This window comes from Methylobacterium sp. Leaf108 (assembly GCF_001423265.1).
In the GTDB taxonomy this organism is placed as follows: Bacteria; Pseudomonadota; Alphaproteobacteria; order Rhizobiales; family Beijerinckiaceae; genus Methylobacterium.
Genome location: NZ_LMND01000012.1, coordinates 69,533 through 87,039, shown reverse-complemented (window position 1 = coordinate 87,039; position 17,507 = coordinate 69,533). Strand labels below are relative to the sequence as shown.

Genomic DNA, 17,507 nt, shown 5'->3' with positions numbered 1-17,507 from the left:
CGGAGACCAGCCCCGTGAACCTGTTCGTCTTCGGCCTCGGCTTCACCGCCCGCCATTTCGCCGAACGCGAGGGCGCCCAATTCGCCGCCGTGCGGGCCACCGTCACCGACGGGGCCCGTGCCGACGCCATCGCCCGCGAGACGACGTTCGCCATGCGCACCTTCGGGCCGGAATCCGACGACCCGCGCATCGCGGCCGATCTCGCCGAGACCGACGCGCTCCTCGTCTCGGCGCCACCGGACCGCGACGGCGACACGGTGCTGCGTCGCTACGGCGCCGCGATCCGCGACAGCCGCATCGGCTGGATCGGCTACCTCTCCACCATCGGCGTCTACGGCGACCACGACGGCGCCTGGATCGACGAGGACACCCTACCCATCCCCAAGAGCGCGCGCTCGCGCGGCCGCCTCGCGGTGGAGGAGGCCTGGCGCGATCTCGGCCGGCAGACCGGCAAGGCGGTGCAGGTGTTCCGCCTGTCGGGCATCTACGGCCCGGGCCGCAACCCGCTGGTGAAACTGCGCGAGGGCAAGTCGCAGCGGATCATCAAGGCCGGCCAGGTCTTCAACCGCATCCATGTGGACGACATCGCCACGACGCTGATGGCCTCGATCCGCCGGCCGCGGCCGGGGGCGACCTACAACGTCACCGACGACGAACCGACGCCGCCGCAGGTGGTCACCGAATACGCCGCCGCCCTCGCCGGACTGCCGCTGCCGCCGGAGGTGGATTTCGAGACCGCTGATCTCAGCCCGATGGCCCGCAGCTTCTACGGCGAGAACAAGCGCGTGCGGAACCGGCTGATCCGCGAGGAACTCGGGGTCGACCTCGCCTACCCGACCTACCGGGAGGGCTTGGCCGCCCTGGTGGGCGACGCCTCGGCCTGAGCCGGGCGGGGCGCATGCCCGACCACCCCCAGGGCGCGAAAGATCAGCGCCCGGACCTGGCGCGGACGCTCCACGAACCGGGCCGCCACGTAGGACAGGCCTTGCGCCACCGCGAGGGCGACGAGGAGGGTGAGCACCGTCCCGAGCGCGCCGGGCACCCAGCCCTGGTGGGCCCGGAGCGAGAACACCAGCGTCATGACCGGCACGTGGATGACGTAGAGCGTGTAGGAGAACGCCGCCGCCCCGCGCCAGGCCGTGAACAGGCGGGTGGCTGGGCCGTCCCGCGTCGCGAGGTTCAAGAGGCACAGCGCCAGCGGCAGGCCGAGGGCGGCCTGGTAGGCGAGCAGGCCGCGGTGGTCGCTCAAGGCGTCGACGTAGCCCGGGTCGCTCACCGTCGCGAGGGGGAGCACCAGAAGCAGGGCGGTCGCCGGCCACAGCAGGCCCGAGTCCGCCCAGGCCCCCAGGCGGTGGCCGAACAGTGCGGCGCCGGCCCCGGCGGCGAACAGGGCGAGGGATTGCGGGTAGAAGAATCGGTCGGCGGTGATGGCGATCATCCCGACCACCACCGTCCCTGCCACGAGGCGCACGAGCCCGGTCCGGACCAGGGCCAGGGCGGCGAAGGCCGCGACACCATAGAGGTAGACCTCCTGGCGTAGGGACCACAGCGCCCGGTCGATGACGAAGGTGGCGTCCCCCGGCCCGAAGGTCAGCGTGACGCCGCGCAGGAACGCGACGAGGTCGAGGCGGTAGGGATCGCCGGTGCGGGTCAGCAGCGGCAGCCCGGCATGGCCGATAGCGCCCACCGCGAAGGTGACGACGATGGCCAGGATCAGGGGCGGCCAGATCCGGGCGACGCGGTGGACGGCGTAGTGCAGCACGAACCGGTCGCGGTCCTGCGCGATCAGGCGCGACAGGCTCGTGGCGATCACGAAGCCGCTCAGGGAAAAGAACACCATCACCGAGAGGCGCCCGACCCACTCGACGACACCGGCCACCGGTGCCTCGAGGTGCGGATAGGCCATCCCGAGGGCATGGCTCACCAGCACCGCCTGCGCCGCGATCCCGCGCACCCCGTCGAGGGCCTCGTACCGATAGCCGCGCATGGGCGCCCCGTTCCTCCACGCCTCGGCGGAAGGGGCGTCGAGGCCCCGTCCGCCCCGCGGGTTTAGTCGTGGCGCGGCGGGGTGAGCAAGCCTGTCCCGTCGGGTCGGGCCGCCCGTGTCAGGCGGCCCTGCGGTTCGCGGCCGGACCGAAGTGGTCGATGTAGCGGGCGGCGATGGCCGAGACCGGCAGCACCACGAAGACGTCGGTGGTGCCGAACTGGTGATCGACCACGGCGCCGTCGCCGAAGGTGGCGCCGACGCGCAGGTAGCCCTTGATCAGCGGCGGCAGTGCCTGCAGCGCCGCCTTCGGGTCGATCGCCTCGCGGGCGAGGCGGTCCATCGCCACGTAGCGGCCGGGCAGGGCGCGCGCGCGCCAGGCGTCGGGCGCCCGGGCGTGGTGGTGGAGGAAGCTCAAGGGCAAGGCCAGCCGATCGGGGTCGGTGCCCTCCAGGCTGGCGCAGCCGAGCATCGCGTCGATGCGGTGATGCTGGACATAGGCCCAGATGCCGGCCCACAGCAGCTCCACCGTGCGCTTGGTCCGATAGGGCTTGAGGACGCACGAGCGGCCGAGTTCGAGAAACCTCTTGCCGGGGTTGGCCGCGAGCAGCGGCGCGATGTCGTACTCGCCGGCGGTGTAGAAGCCGAAGTTGCGGTCGGCGGCGTCCTGGCGCAGCAGGCGGTAGGTGCCCACCACCTTCGGGCGCGGCTTGCGGAAGGGCTTGGCCTCGGTGGCGGCGTGGTCGATGACGAGGAGGTGGTCGCAGACCGTGTCGTAATCGTCGATGTCGCGGCGCGCGAGCAGGGTCATCCCGGTGGGGATCGCCGACATCTCCTCGTAGAACACCCGGTAGCGCAGGCGCTGCGCCCGGCGGATGTCGGGCACGGATGTGGCCAGACGCACTTCGAGGTTGCCGATCCGGCCGAGGCTCGGGTCGAGGCCCGGCGCCGCCAGCGGCCTCTTGAGGCGCGGCTTGAACTTGATCGGGACACCGCCGGGCGGCAGGAAGCCGAGGCCCGGAAACGCGGCGAGGCCCGCGTCGACCCGCTTCTGCCGGAACCGGGCGAGGGGGGCGTGCACATGCGCCTCCCAGCCGTTGAGCCACGCCGCCGAGGCGTCACGCGCGAAATTCGGGACCATCGGATCCGCCCTGCGAGGCGCCTGGGCTGGCTCCCGGTGGAGCCGTCGGCCTCGTGCCTCGACCGCTTCCATCAATCACGAAGCGGGAACGCTTTTATGACAGATCTTCGCGTGGCGACAGAGGAGCTTAAGGCGCAGGGCGACCCGTTCCGGCGACCTCTACCGAAGGGTAGCCGCCGAAGCACCGCGCGGTCCGGTCAGACGAACTGGTTGAGGCCGGGGATGGAGCCGACGATGGGGCCCATCACGTCCTCGCCGGCCTTTTCGCGGCCATAGGCGAACAATTCACGCCCGAGGGGCTGCATCTGACCCATCGGCACGCCGGCCGCCATCAGCTTCTGGCCGAGCGCCATGACGCCGCCGCCCATCATCCCGCCGAGCATGCCCATCAGGCCGCCGCCGCCACCCTCGCCCGCGTTGGAATCGGCGATGAGGGCTTCCGATCCCGGCATCGCCGCGAGCAGCTGCGCGACCTCGGTGGCCGGCCCTTCCTTCTGCAGGAAGGCCAGGATGTGGCCGAGGGCCGTCTGCGCCGTCGCCGCATCGAGGCCGGTCACGCTCGTGACGCGGGTGATCAATTCGTCCATGTCCAAGGCTCCGCCGAAAAGGAAGCTCGTCCTTCGAGCCTCGCCGCCGTGAAATCAAGGGCGGCCGGGCGAGGGAGCCCCGATGGACCGGGATATTCGAGCAGGGCGGCGCAACGGGCCGCGCTCGGACCTCGACATCCGGTCGGGCGCCCCGCGAGTCCGCGGCGCGCCCGTGGTCCGATCAGAAGCCGCGGCCGATGTAGCCGGGGCCGCCGCCGAGGATGTTGCCCGGGCCGATGCCGATGCGGGCGGGGCCGCGGCCATAGCCACCCCGGCCATAGCCACCGTAACCGCCACGACCGTAGCCGCGACCGCCGTAACCGCCACGACCGTAGCCACGATTGCCGTAGCCGCCACGACCGTAACCGCCACGACCGTAACCGCCGCCATAACCGCGGCGGCCGTAACCGTACTGGACGGTATCCGTCGCCAGGGGTGCCACGTCGGCGGTCGGGACGGGCATGGGGGCCGCCGACACCGCTGCGGGCGCGAAGAAAAGGCCGGCGGCGATGAGGCCGGCGGCCAGGGTGATCGATTGTTTCACGCGGTATCCTCCGTGAGATGCGCCGTGTCCGAACCGGAGGCAGGCGATCTCGTGGGGAGGTAACGCACGCCGGAGGTGTTTCGGCACGCGGCGGCACGAAACATCGTTTACGCCACGCTTCGACGTACGCCGTCCCGATGCGGTCGGCCTGGAAAAGACGGCCGGCGACCGCCATAACCGCAGGCGCCGCGCCTTTGCGCACGGCACGAGGTTTGGAGCGGACGATCATGCAGGGCGACAGCCAGGATCTCGACGGCAAAATCCTCGACGGCAAGATCCTCGTGGGCAAGAGCGGCGCCAAGCCGGAGGCCCTGACCCTCAGGCTCGCCAACCGCCACGGCCTCGTGGCCGGCGCCACCGGCACGGGCAAGACCGTGACCCTCCAGGTGATGGTGGAAGGATTCTCCAACGCCGGCGTCCCGGTCTTCGCCGCCGACATCAAGGGCGACCTCTCGGGGCTGGCCGCCGACGGAGAAGCCAAGCCCGTCTTCGTCAAGCGGGCGCAGGAACTCGGCATCACCTACGAGCCCGACCGGTTTCCCACGGTGTTCTGGGACCTGTTCGGGGACCAGGGCCATCCGATCCGCGCCACGGTCATCGAGATGGGGCCGCTGCTGCTGGCGCGGCTCCTCGAACTCAACGACACCCAGGAGGGCGTGCTCAACATTGCCTTCCGGGTCGCGGACGACAACCAGTGGCCGGTGCTCGACCTCAAGGACCTGCGGGCGCTGCTGCTCTACCTCACCGAGAACCTGAAGGAGATTTCGGGGACGTACGGCAACGTCTCGGCCGCATCGGTCGGCGCGATCCAGCGCCAGCTCCTGATGCTGGAGAACCAGGGGGCCGACCGGTTCTTCGGCGAACCGGCGCTCGACCTCAACGACTTCATGAAGCGCGACCGCGACGGGCGCGGCATCGTCAATATCCTGGCCGCCGACAAGCTGATGCAGCGGCCCAGGCTCTACGCCTCGTTCCTGCTGTGGATGCTCTCCGAGCTGTTCGAGCAGCTTCCCGAAGTGGGCGATCTCGACAAGCCCAAGCTGGTGTTCTTCTTCGACGAGGCGCACCTGCTGTTCGACGACGCGCCCAAGGCCTTGCTCGACGCCGTGGAACAGGTGGTGCGCCTGATCCGCTCCAAGGGAGTCGGCGTCTACTTCGTGACGCAGAACCCGCTCGACGTGCCCGAGACCGTGCTCGGCCAGCTCGGCAACCGGGTACAGCACGCGCTGCGCGCCTTCACCCCGCGCGACCAGCGCGCCGTGAAGGCCGCCGCCGAGACGTTTCGCCAGAACCCCGGTTTCGACGTGGCGAAAGCCATCACCGAACTCGGCGTCGGCGAAGCGCTGGTCAGCTTTCTGGAGGCCAAGGGCACGCCCTCCGTGGTGGAGCGCGCGCTGATCGCGGCCCCCCAGGGCCGGGTCGGGCCGCTGACGCCGGCCGAGCGCGCCGACCTCATCGCCAAGAGCCCGCTGCGGGGGAAGTACGATCAGGCGATCGACAACGAGAGCGCCTACGAGATCCTGGCCAAGCGCAAGGGGCTCGACGCGGGCGGCGCCGAGGCGGCGCAGGAGTCGGAGGGTGGCCTGACGGGCATGCTCGGCGGCCTCGTCGGCGGAATGTTCGGTGGCAAGCCGGCGACGGGAAAAGGCCGCCGCCCGCCCCAGAGCCTCGCCGAACAGGTGATCGGCAACGCCGCCCGCTCGATGGCGCGGACGGTAGGGACGCAGGTGGGGAACGCGATCCTGCGCAACGTGCTGGGTGGGTTGATGAAGCGGTGAGGCCCACTGCGTGACGCTCCGGCGAAATTTTCGCGCCGCTTTTACCCCTTGCTGGGAGGCGGCGGCGTTTTCGCTGGTCTGACGCGGAGGGTTGCCCAGCCGCCTCCATCCTTGGTCCCTCCCCCGAAGGTAGAGAGGAAAGCCCCTTCAGCTTGGTCGATCCGAAGCGCGCGACCTGATACGAGACGGCTGAGAACCGGGGCCAGTTCTGAACGAACTCGGTGCACAAGCTTGAATTCTGCTGGCCATCATCGTGCGCGGTCCGTCGATCGCGGAAGCTGTCCGCGCGGACGAACAGCCGGCGACCACCAGTTTGCCGTCCTTGACAAATCACGTCGATCGAGCCTAACGAACCGGAGCAACGCGCGGCTTCCTCGCAGAAGTCCGCGCGTTTCGCGTTCGCGCATCGCTCGACCGGTGCCGCGGATGACCTGAACAAGAAGACGGCCCAGGCGCCAGCCGGAGGCCGGCAGAGAACACGAGAGAGAACGATGTTCGCAGTCATCAAGACGGGCGGCAAGCAGTATCGCGTTGCCGCCAACGACACCATCACCATCGCCACGCTCGAGGGCGAAGAGGGCTCGGCCGTTACCTTCGGCGAGGTCCTGCTGTTCGCCGACGGCGAAGGCGCCACCGAGGTCGGTGCCCCCATGCTGAGCGGCATCAGCGTCGTCGGCGAGATCGTCAGCCACGGCCGCGACAAGAAGGTCATCGCCTTCAAGAAGCGCCGCCGGCAGAACTCGCGGCGCAAGCGCGGCCACCGCCAGCACCACACCGTGGTGCGGATCATGGAGATCAGCGCCGGCGGCAAGTCGTCGAAGGCGCCCGAGCGCAGGGCCAAGACCGTGAAGAGCTCCGAGGGCGAATTCGCCTCCGCCGAAGCCTGATCACCGCCCCAGCGACGCAACACCAATTCGGAGCACATCCAGATGGCCCACAAGAAAGCAGGCGGCTCGTCCCGCAACGGCCGCGATTCCGCCGGCCAGCGCCTCGGCGTCAAGAAGTTCGGCTCGGAAGCCGTGATCGCCGGCAACATCATCGTTCGCCAGCGCGGCACCAAGTTCCACCCCGGCGTCAACGTCGGCATCGGCACCGACCACACCCTGTTCGCCAAGGCGGATGGCCGGGTCGAGTTCCAGGTCAAGCGCGGTCGCGCCTTCGTGGCGGTGATCCCGATGCAGGAAGCCGCCGAGTAGGCATCCGCATCGTCACGGGCGATCCTTTCCGAAGGATCGTCCGACGCGCAATGAGACCCCGGGGGAGATGGGAAACCGTCTTCCCCGTTGTCGTTTGTCTCAAGGGTCGGCGAGGGATCGCCGACCCGAACCCGTGAAACGAGTCCGGCCGTGAAATTCCTCGACGAAGCCAAGGTCTATGTCCGCTCCGGAGACGGCGGCGCCGGCTGCGTCGCGTTCCGGCGCGAAAAGTTCATCGAGTTCGGCGGCCCCAACGGCGGCGACGGCGGGCGCGGCGGCGACGTCTGGGTCGAATGCGTCGACGGGCTCAACACCCTGATCGACTACCGCTACCAGCAGCACTTCAAGGCCAAGAAGGGCGAGCACGGCATGGGCTCGAACCGCCACGGCGCCAATGGCGCCGACGTGGTGCTGAAGGTGCCCGCCGGGACCGAGATCATCGCCGAGGACGGCGAGACGCTGATCGCCGACATGACCCACGTCGGCCAGCGCGTGCGGCTGGCCAAGGGCGGCAACGGCGGCTTCGGCAACGCCTATTTCACCACCTCCACCAACCGGGCGCCCAAGCACGCCAACCCCGGTTTGGAAGGCCACGAGCAGTGGATCTGGCTGCGCCTGAAGCTCATCGCGGATGCCGGTCTCGTCGGCCTGCCCAACGCCGGCAAGTCGACCTTCCTCGCCACGGTGACGGCGGCCAAACCCAAGATCGCGGATTATCCCTTCACTACCCTGCACCCGGGCCTCGGCGTGGTGCGCTCGGACGAGCGCGAGTTCGTGCTGGCCGACATCCCGGGCCTGATCGAGGGCGCGCACGAGGGCGTCGGGCTCGGCGACAAGTTCCTCGCCCACGTGGAGCGGTGCCGTGCGCTCCTCCACCTCGTGGACGCCACCTGCGAGCACGCCGGCAAGACCTACAAGCTGGTGCGCAAGGAACTGGACGCCTACGGCCACGGCCTCACCGACAAGCCCGAGATCGTCGCCCTCTCCAAGGCGGACACGGTCGATCCCGACACCCTCAAGGAGCAGGTGGCGCGCCTGAAGCGGGCGGCCAAGGTCAAGCCGCTGATCCTGTCCTCGGCCACGGGCCTCGGCGTGCAGGACGCCCTGCGGGCGATCACGCGGGAGATGCAGGAGGCCAAGGCTGCGGAGGCCGAGCGCCAGCCGGCGGAGGCGTGGCAACCGTGAGTGACGAGATGGGCCGCCTAGGATAGGCTTGGCTTTGGATAGGCTTGGCTCAAGATGGCTGAGAGGAGACGGCGATGACGGAGACGCTGATCGTCGAGGGCGACGAGGCTTATGCTCTCGCTCAGGAACTCGCCGACCGCCGCGGTACGAGCCTCGGCGAGGCCGTCGTCGCCTCGCTGCGAGCGTCCCTCGACGAGAGGTCGCAGCCTTCGGCACCAGACCACGCACGTGGCCCTTTTCGCATCCCGACGGTTGAGGAAATGACCCCGGAACAACGTGATGATTACGAAGCCCTGCGCGCTTTAGTGCGGGAGACATCCAGACACATCGCGCCGGGTGCCACGTCCGATCATAGCTCGTTCTACGACGAGAGCGGCCTCCCGATCTGAGCGTCCCGACGTGCTTGCTCTCGATACGTCGGCGATGTTCGCAATCCTGGCCGCTGAGCCCGAAGCAGATGCCTTCCTGAGATTATTGGCTATCCGGAGAGCCATCGTCGGGGCGCCGACGCTGGTCGAAACCCGCATGGTTCTCGAAAGCCATGCTCCAGGCCATGCCGAAAGCATGCTTCATCGGTTCGTCTCACGCAGAAGCATCACGATCGTCGCCTTCGACGCCACCATGTTCGAAAGCGCATCGGAGGCCTTCATTCGCTTTGGCAAGGGCCGCGGTCACCCGGCTAGGCTCAACCTCGGCGACTGCCTCACCTACGCCGTCGCCAGGGTCCATGGGCTACCCTTGCTGTTCAAGGGCAACGACTTCGTGCACACGGACATCGAGCCCGCGTACCGACCTGCCCCATGACTCCTTCCCTCCAGGATTTCCGCCGCGTCGTCATCAAGGTCGGGTCGGCGCTTCTCGTCGATCGCGGTCGCGGGCGGCTGCGCCACGCCTGGCTGGCGGCGCTGGCCGAGGACGTGGCCGACCTGCATGCGCGGGGCGTCGACGTCCTCGTGGTCTCGTCGGGCTCCATCGCACTCGGCCGGACGGTGCTGGGCTATGCGCCGGGCGTCCTGCGCCTCGAGGAGAGCCAGGCGGCGGCGGCCGTCGGCCAGATCGCCCTGGCGCGCTACTGGTCCGAAGCGCTCGGGCACCACGGCATCGTCGCGGGCCAGATCCTGGTGACGCCGCAGGACACCGAGGAGCGCCGGCGCTACCTCAACGCCCGCGCCACGGTGCTCAAGCTCCTCGAAGTGCGTGCCGTGCCCGTCGTCAACGAGAACGACACGGTGGCCACCAGCGAGATCCGCTACGGCGACAACGACCGGCTCGCCGCCCGGGTCGCCACCATGATCGGCGCCGACGTGCTGGTGCTGTTCTCGGACATCGACGGCCTCTACACCGCCCCTCCGGCGAGCGATCCCGATGCCCGCCACCTGCCGCTCATCGAGCGCATCACGCCGGCCATCGAGGCGATGGCCGGCGGCCCGGCCTCGGAACTGTCGCGGGGCGGCATGCGCACCAAGGTCGAGGCGGCCAAGATCGCCACGGGTGGAGGCACCCACTTGGTCATCGCCGACGGACGCGAGAAGAATCCCCTGCGCAGCATCCTCCAGGGCGGGCGCTGCACGTGGTTCCTGTCGGGCTCCAACCCGGTGGCCGCCCGCAAGACCTGGATCGCCGGCTCCCTCGAACCGCGCGGCATCCTCGTCATCGACGACGGCGCCGCCCGGGCGCTGCAGGGCGGGGCCAGCCTGCTGCCGGTGGGCGTCACGAGGATCGAGGGCAGCTTCGGGCGCGGCGACGCGGTCATCATCCGCGACGTGTCCGGCCGCACCCTCGGGCGTGGGCTCGTCGCCTACGACAGCGCCCAGGCCGCCCGTATCATCGGCCGTCCCAGCCGCGAGATCGCCGACCTCCTCACCCATCCCGGGCGGGCGGAAATGGTGCATCGCGACGACATGGCGATGGTGGGCGAGTGAAGCACGCCGTGCTTGTTTTGCCCCATACCGGGTGGCATGACGGGCCGGCAGCGCGGGACCCGTCGCGGGGGACGCTGCCAGGAATACGATGGTGCCCATTGCGAATCTGAGATCCGACCCTTCCGTCGCGACCGACCTCACCGACGCGATGCACGGCATCGGCCGGCGCGCCCGCGCCGCCGCCCGCCTGATGGCGCTGGCCTCCGCCCAGACCAAGGACGTCGCCCTGCGGCTCGTGGCCGAACACCTGCGCGCGGCCGGCGACACGATCCTCGCCGAGAACGCCCACGACGTCGCCGCCGCCAGGGCCGCCGGCCAGACTCATGCGCTGATCGATCGCCTGACCCTCGATCCCGTGCGCCTCGCCGGCATCGCCGAGGCCGTCGAGAAGATCGGCGCGCTGCCCGATCCGGTCGGTCGCCAGGTCGCCGCCTTCGAACGGCCCAACGGACTCCTGATCGAGCGCATCGCCGTGCCGCTCGGGGTCATCGGCGTGATCTTCGAGAGCCGGCCCAACGTCACCGCGGACGCCGGCGCCCTCTGCCTCAAGGCCGGGAACGCGGCGATCCTGCGCGCCGGCTCGGACAGCCACCGCACGTCGCTGGCCATCGCCACCGTCATGCGCGCGGGCCTGGAGGCCGCCGGCCTTCCCGCCGACGCCGTGCAGATCGTGCCCACCCGCGACCGCGCGGCGGTGGGCGCGATGCTTTCGGGGCTCGACGGTTGCATCGACGTCCTGGTGCCCCGCGGCGGACGCGGGCTCGTCGAGCGGGTCCACGCCGAGGCACGGGTGCCGGTGTTCGCGCATCTCGACGGCATCTGCCACGTCTACGTCGCGGCTGAGGCCGATCTCGACATGGCCCGCACCATCGTCCTCAACAGCAAGATGCGCCGCACCGGCATCTGCGGCGCCGCCGAGACGCTGCTGGTGGACCGGGCCTGCGCCGGCACCCATCTGCGCCCCCTCGTGGAGGCGCTGATCGACGCCGGATGCGCCGTGCGCGGCGACGAGGCGGTGCAGGCCGTCGATGCGCGGGTGAGCGCGGCGACGCAGGCCGATTGGCGCACCGAATACCTCGACGCCGTCATCGCGGTGCGCGTGGTCGACGGGCTCGGCGCCGCCATCGACCACATCGAGACCTACGGATCGCACCATACCGACGCCATCGTCACCGAGGACGGCGGCGAGGCGACGCGGTTCCTGGCCGAGGTCGATTCGGCCATCGTCGTCCACAACGCCTCGACCCAGTTCGCCGACGGCGGCGAGTTCGGCTTCGGGGCCGAGATCGGCATCGCCACCGGCCGGATGCACGCCCGCGGCCCGGTCGGCGTCGAGCAGCTCACCACCTTCAAGTACCGCGTCCACGGGAGCGGGCAGACCCGCCCGTGACGCGCGCGCGTCCGTCGCGTGTCAGCTCCTGGGCCCGGGTCGATGCCCTTTCCGCGCCGGCTTGACTTCGTCCTGCCGGCACCGCTCCCGCCGGCCTTTCCCGGCATGCGGATCGGCCTCTACGGCGGATCGTTCGATCCGGCCCATTCCGGCCACCGCCACGTGAGCCTCGTCGCGCTGCGTCGCCTCGCCCTCGACCGGGTCTGGTGGATGGTGAGCCCGGGCAACCCGCTCAAGGACCGCGGTCGTCTCGCGCCGGCCGCCGCCAGGGTCGCGGCCGCGGCCCGCATCGCCGCCCATCCGCGGATCGCGGTGACGGATTTCGAGAGCCGGATCGGCGCCCGCTACACCCGCCAGAGCCTGCGCCACCTGGTTGCGCGCCTGCCCCAGGTCCGCTTCGTGTGGATCATGGGGGCCGACAGTCTCGCGAACTTCCACCGCTGGCAGGGATTCGCCGAGATCGCCGCCCTGATGCCGATCGCGGTGATCGACCGGCCCGGCTTCACGCTGTCGGCGCCCAGCGGGCGGGCCGCGCAGGTGCTCGACCGCTGGCGCCTGCCCGAGCGGGATGCCTCGACCCTCGCCGCGCGGACGCCACCGGCCTGGGTGTTCCTGCACGGGCCGCGCTCGACGCTGTCGTCGACGCTGATCCGTCGGCAGGCGGAGATGCAGGACGAAGGATTGAAAATGCGGCGGGATGATATCAATCTCCCGCAAACAGGCTAAAGATGAGTGCGACGCCACCATCATTTCGAGGAACCGAGACTCTGTCCGACCCGACCCAAGAAGGAACCCCGGGTTCCGACGCCGCCACCGACCGGAAGATCGGCGATCTGCGCGCGCTCGCCCTCGATTGTATCGAGGACATGAAGGCCGAAGATACGATCGAGATCGACCTCGCCGGCAAGACCTCGCTGGCCGATGCGATGATCATCACCTCCGGGCGCTCGCAGCGTCATGTCGGTGCCATCGCCGATCGCATCCTTCAGGACATGAAGTCGAAGGGCTTCGGTGGTGCCCGCGTCGAGGGACTGCCCGCCTGCGACTGGGTGCTGATCGATGCCGGCGACATCATCGTCCACATCTTCCGGCCCGAGGTGCGGGGCTTCTACAACCTCGAGAAGATGTGGGGCGTCGACCGCCCCCTGGGCCTGCTGGCAGGCTAAGAGCGCACCGTCCCCGCGCCTGCACACCGGGAGACTGCCTTACACCGGGAGACTGCCTTGCGCCTCCTCGTGGTCGCTGTCGGACGCCTCAAGGCCGGACTGGAGCGCGACCTTGCCGCACGCTACCGCGATCGTGCGATCCCGATCGCGCGCGGGCTCGGCTTTTCCGCCTGCGACGTGGTCGAGATCGCGGAGAGCAGGGCACGGCGGGCGCCCGACCGTTGTGCCGAGGAAGGCACGGCGATCCTCGCGCAATGCCCCGCGGCCGGCGTGCTTCTCGCCTACGACGAGCGCGGACGCAGCGATCTGCCGAGCCCCACCCTCGCCGGGCGCATCGCCGACTGGCGCGACGGGCAGCGTCCCGTCCTGGTCATCGCGATCGGCGGGGCCGACGGCCTCGACCCCGAGGTGCGCCGCCGCGCCGACCTGACCCTCTCGTTCGGGGCCGCCACGCTGCCGCACGGGCTTGTGCGGGTGCTCGTCCTGGAGCAAGTCTACCGCACGCTGACCATCCTCTCCGGCCACCCCTATCACCGCGGCAACCCCGACGAATCATGATCGGCACGCGGCGTCGAAACTGGATCGGTCGGGACGGCGCGCGCAGTGGGATCGCCGGCCTGTTGTGCCTTCTCACGGCCCCGGCCGTCGCGCAGGGACCGTCGCCCGAAAAACCGCCCGAGAAACCGCCCGAGGCCGTCGAGGCGATCCAGCGCAGCCTCGACGAGAAGGCGCGCCGGGCCGAGAACCTCAAGCGCGTCGAGGAGGCCCTGGCCGCCTCCAACACCGCCAGGGCGCAGCTCGAAGCGGAGGTCGCGGCGATCGGCGGGGATCGCGCCAAGCTGAACGCCGCCCTCCTCGACGCCGCCCGGCAGTCCCAGGCCACCGAAGACCGGATGACGCGCCTCGAAGAGCGCCTCAAGACGCTCGGCGCCAGCGAGGAGGCGATCCGGCGCTCCCTGGAGGCCCGCCGCGGCGTCATCGCCGAGATCCTCGCCGCCCTGCAGCGCATGGGCCGCCGCCCGCCTCCCGCCGTCCTGGTGCAGCCCGAGGACGTCCTCGTGGTCATCCGCACATCGATGCTGCTCGGCGCCATCGTGCCCGAACTGCGCGGCGAGGCCGAGACCCTGGCCGCGGACCTCGGCGAGATGGTCCGCCTGCGCGGGCAGATCGCCTCGGACCGCGAGGCCCTGACCAACGACCTCGCCGGCTGGGCGAAGGAGCAGCAGCGCCTCAACGCCCTCGTGACCGCCCGGCGCGCCCGCCTCGCCGAGGTCGAGGGCGGGCTCGCCGCCGAGCGGACGCGCATCGCCGCGCTGGCGGTCCAGGCGCGCAGCTTCAAGGATCTGCTCGACCGCATGGAGTCCGAGGTCGCCTCCGCCCGCAAGGCGGCGGAGGAGGCCCGCGCCGCCGAGACGCGCGAAGCCCGCGCCACCCAGGAGCGTTTTGCCGCAGCCGGCCTGCGCGATCCCGCACGTCTCTCGCCGAAAATCCGGTTCGCGGACGCCCGCGGCGACCTGCCACGCCCGGTCAGCGGGACCCTGGTGCGGACCTTCAACCAGCCCGACGGCACCGGCGGCAGCACCCGCGGCATCTCCCTGGCGACCCGTCCCAAGGCGGTGGTGTCCTCGCCCGCCGACGGTTGGGTCTCCTTCGCCGGACAATTTCGCTCATACGGGCGACTCTTGATCATCAACGCCGGCGATGGCTACTATCTCGTGTTGGCGGGCATGGATCAGATCAACGTCGACGTCGGGCAGTTCGTGCTGGCCGGGGAGCCTGTGGCGGTGATGGGGGAAGGCGGCCCCGGTCCCCAATCGCCGGGCGGCGAGCGTAACGATCCGACGCTCTACGTCGAGTTCAAGAAGGACGGGGGCTCCATCGATCCGGAGCCTTGGTGGGCCAAAAGCCCCAGCGAGAAGGTTCGCGGATAATGCGCAAGATTTCCCTGGTTCTGGTCGGCGCGTTCCTGGGCGCCGGTACATCCATCGTCGCGACCCAGACGCACCTGCTCTCCGGAACCAGCGCGGTGGCGGCCTCCGCGGAGACCTATCGCCAGCTCAGCCTGTTCGGCGACGTGTTCGAGAAGGTCCGCACCGACTACGTCGAGAAGCCCGACGAGGCCAAGCTGATCGAGGCGGCCGTCAACGGCATGCTGACCTCCCTCGACCCGCATTCGAGCTACATGGATTCCAAGAGCTTCCGCGACATGCAGGTGCAGACGCGCGGCGAGTTCGGCGGCCTCGGCATCGAGGTCACGATGGAGGACGGCCTCATCAAGGTCGTGACACCGATCGACGACACCCCCGCCTCCAAGGCCGGCATCCTCACCAACGACATCATCACCCAGATCGACGACGATCAGGTCCAGGGGCTCACCCTGAACCAGGCGGTCGACAAGATGCGCGGCCCGGTCAATTCCCCGGTCAAGTTGAAGATCAGCCGCAAGGAGGCCAAGGAGCCCCTGCTGGTCACGCTCAACCGCGACGTCATCAAGATCAAGCCGGTGCGGTCGCGGATCGAGGGCGGCGACGTCGGCTACATCCGCCTGACCCAGTTCAACGAGCAGACCTTCGACGGCCTTCGCACGGCGATCGACAAGGTCACCGCCGAGATCGGTCCGGAGAAGCTCAAGGGCTACGTGCTCGACCTGCGCAACAACCCCGGCGGCCTCCTCGACCAGGCGGTGCTGGTCTCCGACGCCTTCCTCGACCGCGGCGAGATCGTCTCCACCCGCGGCCGCAACGCCGACGAGACCCAGCGCTTCTCGGCCAAGGGCGGCGACTACACCAAGGGCCGGCCGGTGGTCGTCCTCGTCAACGGCGGCTCGGCATCGGCGTCCGAGATCGTCGCCGGCGCCCTGCAGGACCACAAGCGCGCGACGGTGCTCGGCACCCGCTCGTTCGGCAAGGGCTCGGTGCAGTCGATCATCCCGCTCGGCGGCAGCGGCGCTCTGCGCCTGACCACGGCGCGCTACTACACGCCGTCGGGCCGCTCGATCCAGGCCAAGGGCATCGAGCCGGACGTCGAGGTCACGCAGGAGATCCCCGACGAGCTGAAGGGCAAGGACGAGACCAAGGGCGAGGCCGGCCTCAAGGGCCACCTGAAGCAGAAGGACACCGAGGAGCGCGGCGGTTCCTCGGCCTATGTCCCGCCGGATCCGGCCAAGGACAAGCAGCTGATCGCGGCCACCGACCTCCTGCGCGGTGTCCAGAAGGGCGCCGCCAACACCCCGAAGGCAGCCGTTCCCAACTAGCCCCGAGGGCCGCCCTCGCGGGTCTTAGCCGGACGTTAACCATGGCGGCCTCCAATGTCGGTGCGGACCGACGCTGGAGGCCGCCTCGTTCGTTGATGGACGGGGATGACGGCCGGCGTGCGCTCCACGGCCGAGGAAGCAGGCAGGCGTGGCCTCCGACGACATCCTGACCCGTCCCCTCGGACAGCCCGTGTCGAAGGCCGAGCGGTTGCGCGCGTTGCTGCGGCAGCGCCCCTCCCGCGCGACGGCGTTCGGGGCGCTCGCGGCCGCGGTCGTGATCGGCGGCAGCGTTCTGGCCGTCACAGGCGATCCCCAGGGCGGCGAGCCACGGGCGCACGCCGTCATCAGCCTGCGCGAGCCCGAAGCGGCCACGGTTCCGGCGCCGCCCCCCGAGCGGGTCGCCTCCGGTCCCAGTTCCGCCAGCGACGTCGAAGGCGCCTCGGGCGTCAACGTCGTGCGTCCCCTCGGCACCGCCGCTCCCACCGATGCGGTCATCATCCGCGTTCCGAACGAGGCGGGCGTGACGCTCGCCGCCGCGCCCGATCCGCGGCTGGTGGAGCGCAGCCGCCACGGATCGGTGCCCAAGATCGGGGAGGGCCGTCGCCGTTCCCTCGACGTCTACGCCCGGCCCCTCGCCGGCGTCACCGGCGGCCCGCGCATCGCCCTCGTCGTCACCGGCCTCGGCGTCGGCCAGGCGGCCACGGCCAGCGCCGTCGCCAAGCTGCCCGCTGCCGTCAGCCTCGCCTATTCGCCCTACGGCACCGAGCTCGAACGTTCCGTCGCGAGGGCGCGGGAGGCCGGGCACGAAGTGCTTCTGCACGCGCCGATGGAGCCGTTCGACTATCCCGACAGCGATCCCGGCCCGCAGACGCTGCTGACCACCTCGCGGCCCGCCGAGACGCTGGATCGCCTCGCCTGGGCGATGAGCCGGTTCAGCGGCTTCATCGGCGTCGTCAACTTCATGGGCGCCAAGTTCACCGCGGATGCCGCCGCCCTCGAGCCGGTGATGCGCGACCTCGGCCAGCGCGGTCTGGGCTTCCTCGACGACGGCGCCTCCCCGCGCAGCCAGGCCCTGACGGTGGCGGCCAAGACCAAGACGCCGGTGGCGCGTGCCGAGATCGTGGTCGATGCGGTGCCGCGTCCGGAGGCGATCGACCGCGAACTCGCCCGGCTCGAGACCGAGGCCAAGGCCAAGGGGTTCGTCCTGGCCTCGGCCGGGGGCATGCCGATGACGATCGAGCGTATCGCCCGCTGGTCGCGCGATCTCGAAGCACGCGGCGTGCGCCTCGTTCCGGTGAGCGCGGCACTGCGAGGCCCGGCGGCCGGCGCCCGCCTCACCAGCGCGGCCCCGTGACGGATCG

At 70.3% G+C, this 17,507-nt stretch carries 18 protein-coding genes and 1 pseudogene; 15 read left to right on the top strand and 4 right to left on the bottom strand.

Annotated features, from left to right (window positions below; all coding sequences use genetic code 11):
• Positions 1 to 14: 14 nt before the first annotated feature.
• Positions 15 to 884 (top strand): SDR family oxidoreductase, encoded by an 870-nt coding sequence (locus tag ASF39_RS08630; protein WP_056283486.1) that lies wholly within the window; start codon positions 15 to 17, stop codon positions 882 to 884.
• Here ASF39_RS08630 and ASF39_RS08625 read toward each other — a convergent pair.
• From ASF39_RS08625 to ASF39_RS08610, 4 genes are all read right to left on the bottom strand, one after another.
• Complete coding sequence (locus tag ASF39_RS08625) at positions 839 to 1,987, bottom strand: acyltransferase (RefSeq protein WP_056282819.1); 1,149 nt, start codon at positions 1,985 to 1,987, stop codon at positions 839 to 841. The genes ASF39_RS08630 and ASF39_RS08625 overlap by 46 nt on opposite strands.
• 118 nt (positions 1,988 to 2,105) lie before the next feature.
• Positions 2,106 to 3,125 carry a GNAT family N-acetyltransferase gene (locus ASF39_RS08620; protein ID WP_055887912.1) on the bottom strand — a complete coding sequence of 340 codons (1,020 nt, stop codon included), beginning with the start codon at positions 3,123 to 3,125 and terminating at the stop codon, positions 2,106 to 2,108.
• Positions 3,126 to 3,322: 197 nt separating this feature from the next.
• On the bottom strand, positions 3,323 to 3,712 hold the full coding sequence (locus ASF39_RS08615; protein ID WP_056282816.1) for a hypothetical protein: 390 nt from the start codon (positions 3,710 to 3,712) through the stop codon (positions 3,323 to 3,325).
• 181 nt (positions 3,713 to 3,893) lie between these two features.
• Entirely contained in the window at positions 3,894 to 4,256 is a 363-nt protein-coding gene (locus ASF39_RS08610; RefSeq protein WP_200938188.1) for a hypothetical protein, read from the bottom strand.
• Between the two features lie 227 nt (positions 4,257 to 4,483).
• Between ASF39_RS08610 and ASF39_RS08605 the strand changes: the two genes are divergently transcribed.
• The 14 genes and pseudogenes from ASF39_RS08605 (at position 4,484) to ASF39_RS08540 (ending at position 17,500) form a co-directional block, all read left to right on the top strand.
• Entirely contained in the window at positions 4,484 to 6,034 is a 1,551-nt protein-coding gene (locus tag ASF39_RS08605) for a helicase HerA-like domain-containing protein (RefSeq protein ID WP_055887918.1), read from the top strand.
• 491 nt (positions 6,035 to 6,525) lie between these two features.
• Positions 6,526 to 6,837 (top strand): annotated as a pseudogene (rplU, locus tag ASF39_RS08600) (50S ribosomal protein L21); the annotation flags it as partial.
• 126 nt (positions 6,838 to 6,963) lie between these two features.
• The gene (gene rpmA, locus ASF39_RS08595; protein ID WP_055887924.1) at positions 6,964 to 7,230 is read left to right on the top strand and encodes a 50S ribosomal protein L27; all 267 of its coding nucleotides are present in this window, start codon (positions 6,964 to 6,966) and stop codon (positions 7,228 to 7,230) included.
• A 150-nt stretch (positions 7,231 to 7,380) separates the two neighbouring features.
• Complete coding sequence (gene obgE, locus ASF39_RS08590; RefSeq protein ID WP_055887928.1) at positions 7,381 to 8,415, top strand: GTPase ObgE; 1,035 nt, start codon at positions 7,381 to 7,383, stop codon at positions 8,413 to 8,415.
• 74 nt (positions 8,416 to 8,489) lie between these two features.
• On the top strand, positions 8,490 to 8,804 hold the full coding sequence (locus tag ASF39_RS08585; protein WP_056282813.1) for a type II toxin-antitoxin system VapB family antitoxin: 315 nt from the start codon (positions 8,490 to 8,492) through the stop codon (positions 8,802 to 8,804).
• 10 nt (positions 8,805 to 8,814) lie between these two features.
• Positions 8,815 to 9,219, top strand: a complete 405-nt coding sequence (locus ASF39_RS08580) for a type II toxin-antitoxin system VapC family toxin (RefSeq protein ID WP_055887934.1) — start codon at positions 8,815 to 8,817, stop codon at positions 9,217 to 9,219.
• Positions 9,216 to 10,337 carry a glutamate 5-kinase gene (gene proB, locus ASF39_RS08575; protein ID WP_055887938.1) on the top strand — a complete coding sequence of 374 codons (1,122 nt, stop codon included), beginning with the start codon at positions 9,216 to 9,218 and terminating at the stop codon, positions 10,335 to 10,337. The genes ASF39_RS08580 and proB overlap by 4 nt, the downstream gene beginning before the upstream one ends.
• Positions 10,338 to 10,428: 91 nt before the next feature.
• Positions 10,429 to 11,727, top strand: coding sequence for a glutamate-5-semialdehyde dehydrogenase (locus ASF39_RS08570; RefSeq protein ID WP_056283483.1), 1,299 nt, complete (start codon positions 10,429 to 10,431; stop codon positions 11,725 to 11,727).
• 105 nt (positions 11,728 to 11,832) lie between these two features.
• Positions 11,833 to 12,453, top strand: coding sequence for a nicotinate-nucleotide adenylyltransferase (locus ASF39_RS08565; RefSeq protein ID WP_082494480.1), 621 nt, complete (start codon positions 11,833 to 11,835; stop codon positions 12,451 to 12,453).
• 2 nt (positions 12,454 to 12,455) lie between these two features.
• Positions 12,456 to 12,893: a ribosome silencing factor gene (gene rsfS, locus ASF39_RS08560; RefSeq protein ID WP_082494447.1), complete on the top strand. Its 438-nt coding sequence runs from the start codon at positions 12,456 to 12,458 to the stop codon at positions 12,891 to 12,893.
• Between the two features lie 57 nt (positions 12,894 to 12,950).
• Positions 12,951 to 13,451, top strand: a complete 501-nt coding sequence (gene rlmH, locus ASF39_RS08555; RefSeq protein WP_056282810.1) for a 23S rRNA (pseudouridine(1915)-N(3))-methyltransferase RlmH — start codon at positions 12,951 to 12,953, stop codon at positions 13,449 to 13,451.
• A gap of 62 nt (positions 13,452 to 13,513) precedes the next feature.
• Positions 13,514 to 14,824: a peptidoglycan DD-metalloendopeptidase family protein gene (locus tag ASF39_RS08550; protein WP_244472324.1), complete on the top strand. Its 1,311-nt coding sequence runs from the start codon at positions 13,514 to 13,516 to the stop codon at positions 14,822 to 14,824.
• Positions 14,824 to 16,146: a S41 family peptidase gene (locus tag ASF39_RS08545; RefSeq protein WP_055887946.1), complete on the top strand. Its 1,323-nt coding sequence runs from the start codon at positions 14,824 to 14,826 to the stop codon at positions 16,144 to 16,146. The genes ASF39_RS08550 and ASF39_RS08545 overlap by 1 nt, the downstream gene beginning before the upstream one ends.
• A 148-nt stretch (positions 16,147 to 16,294) precedes the next feature.
• Positions 16,295 to 17,500, top strand: coding sequence for a divergent polysaccharide deacetylase family protein (locus ASF39_RS08540; RefSeq protein ID WP_056282807.1), 1,206 nt, complete (start codon positions 16,295 to 16,297; stop codon positions 17,498 to 17,500).
• Positions 17,501 to 17,507 lie beyond the last annotated feature (7 nt).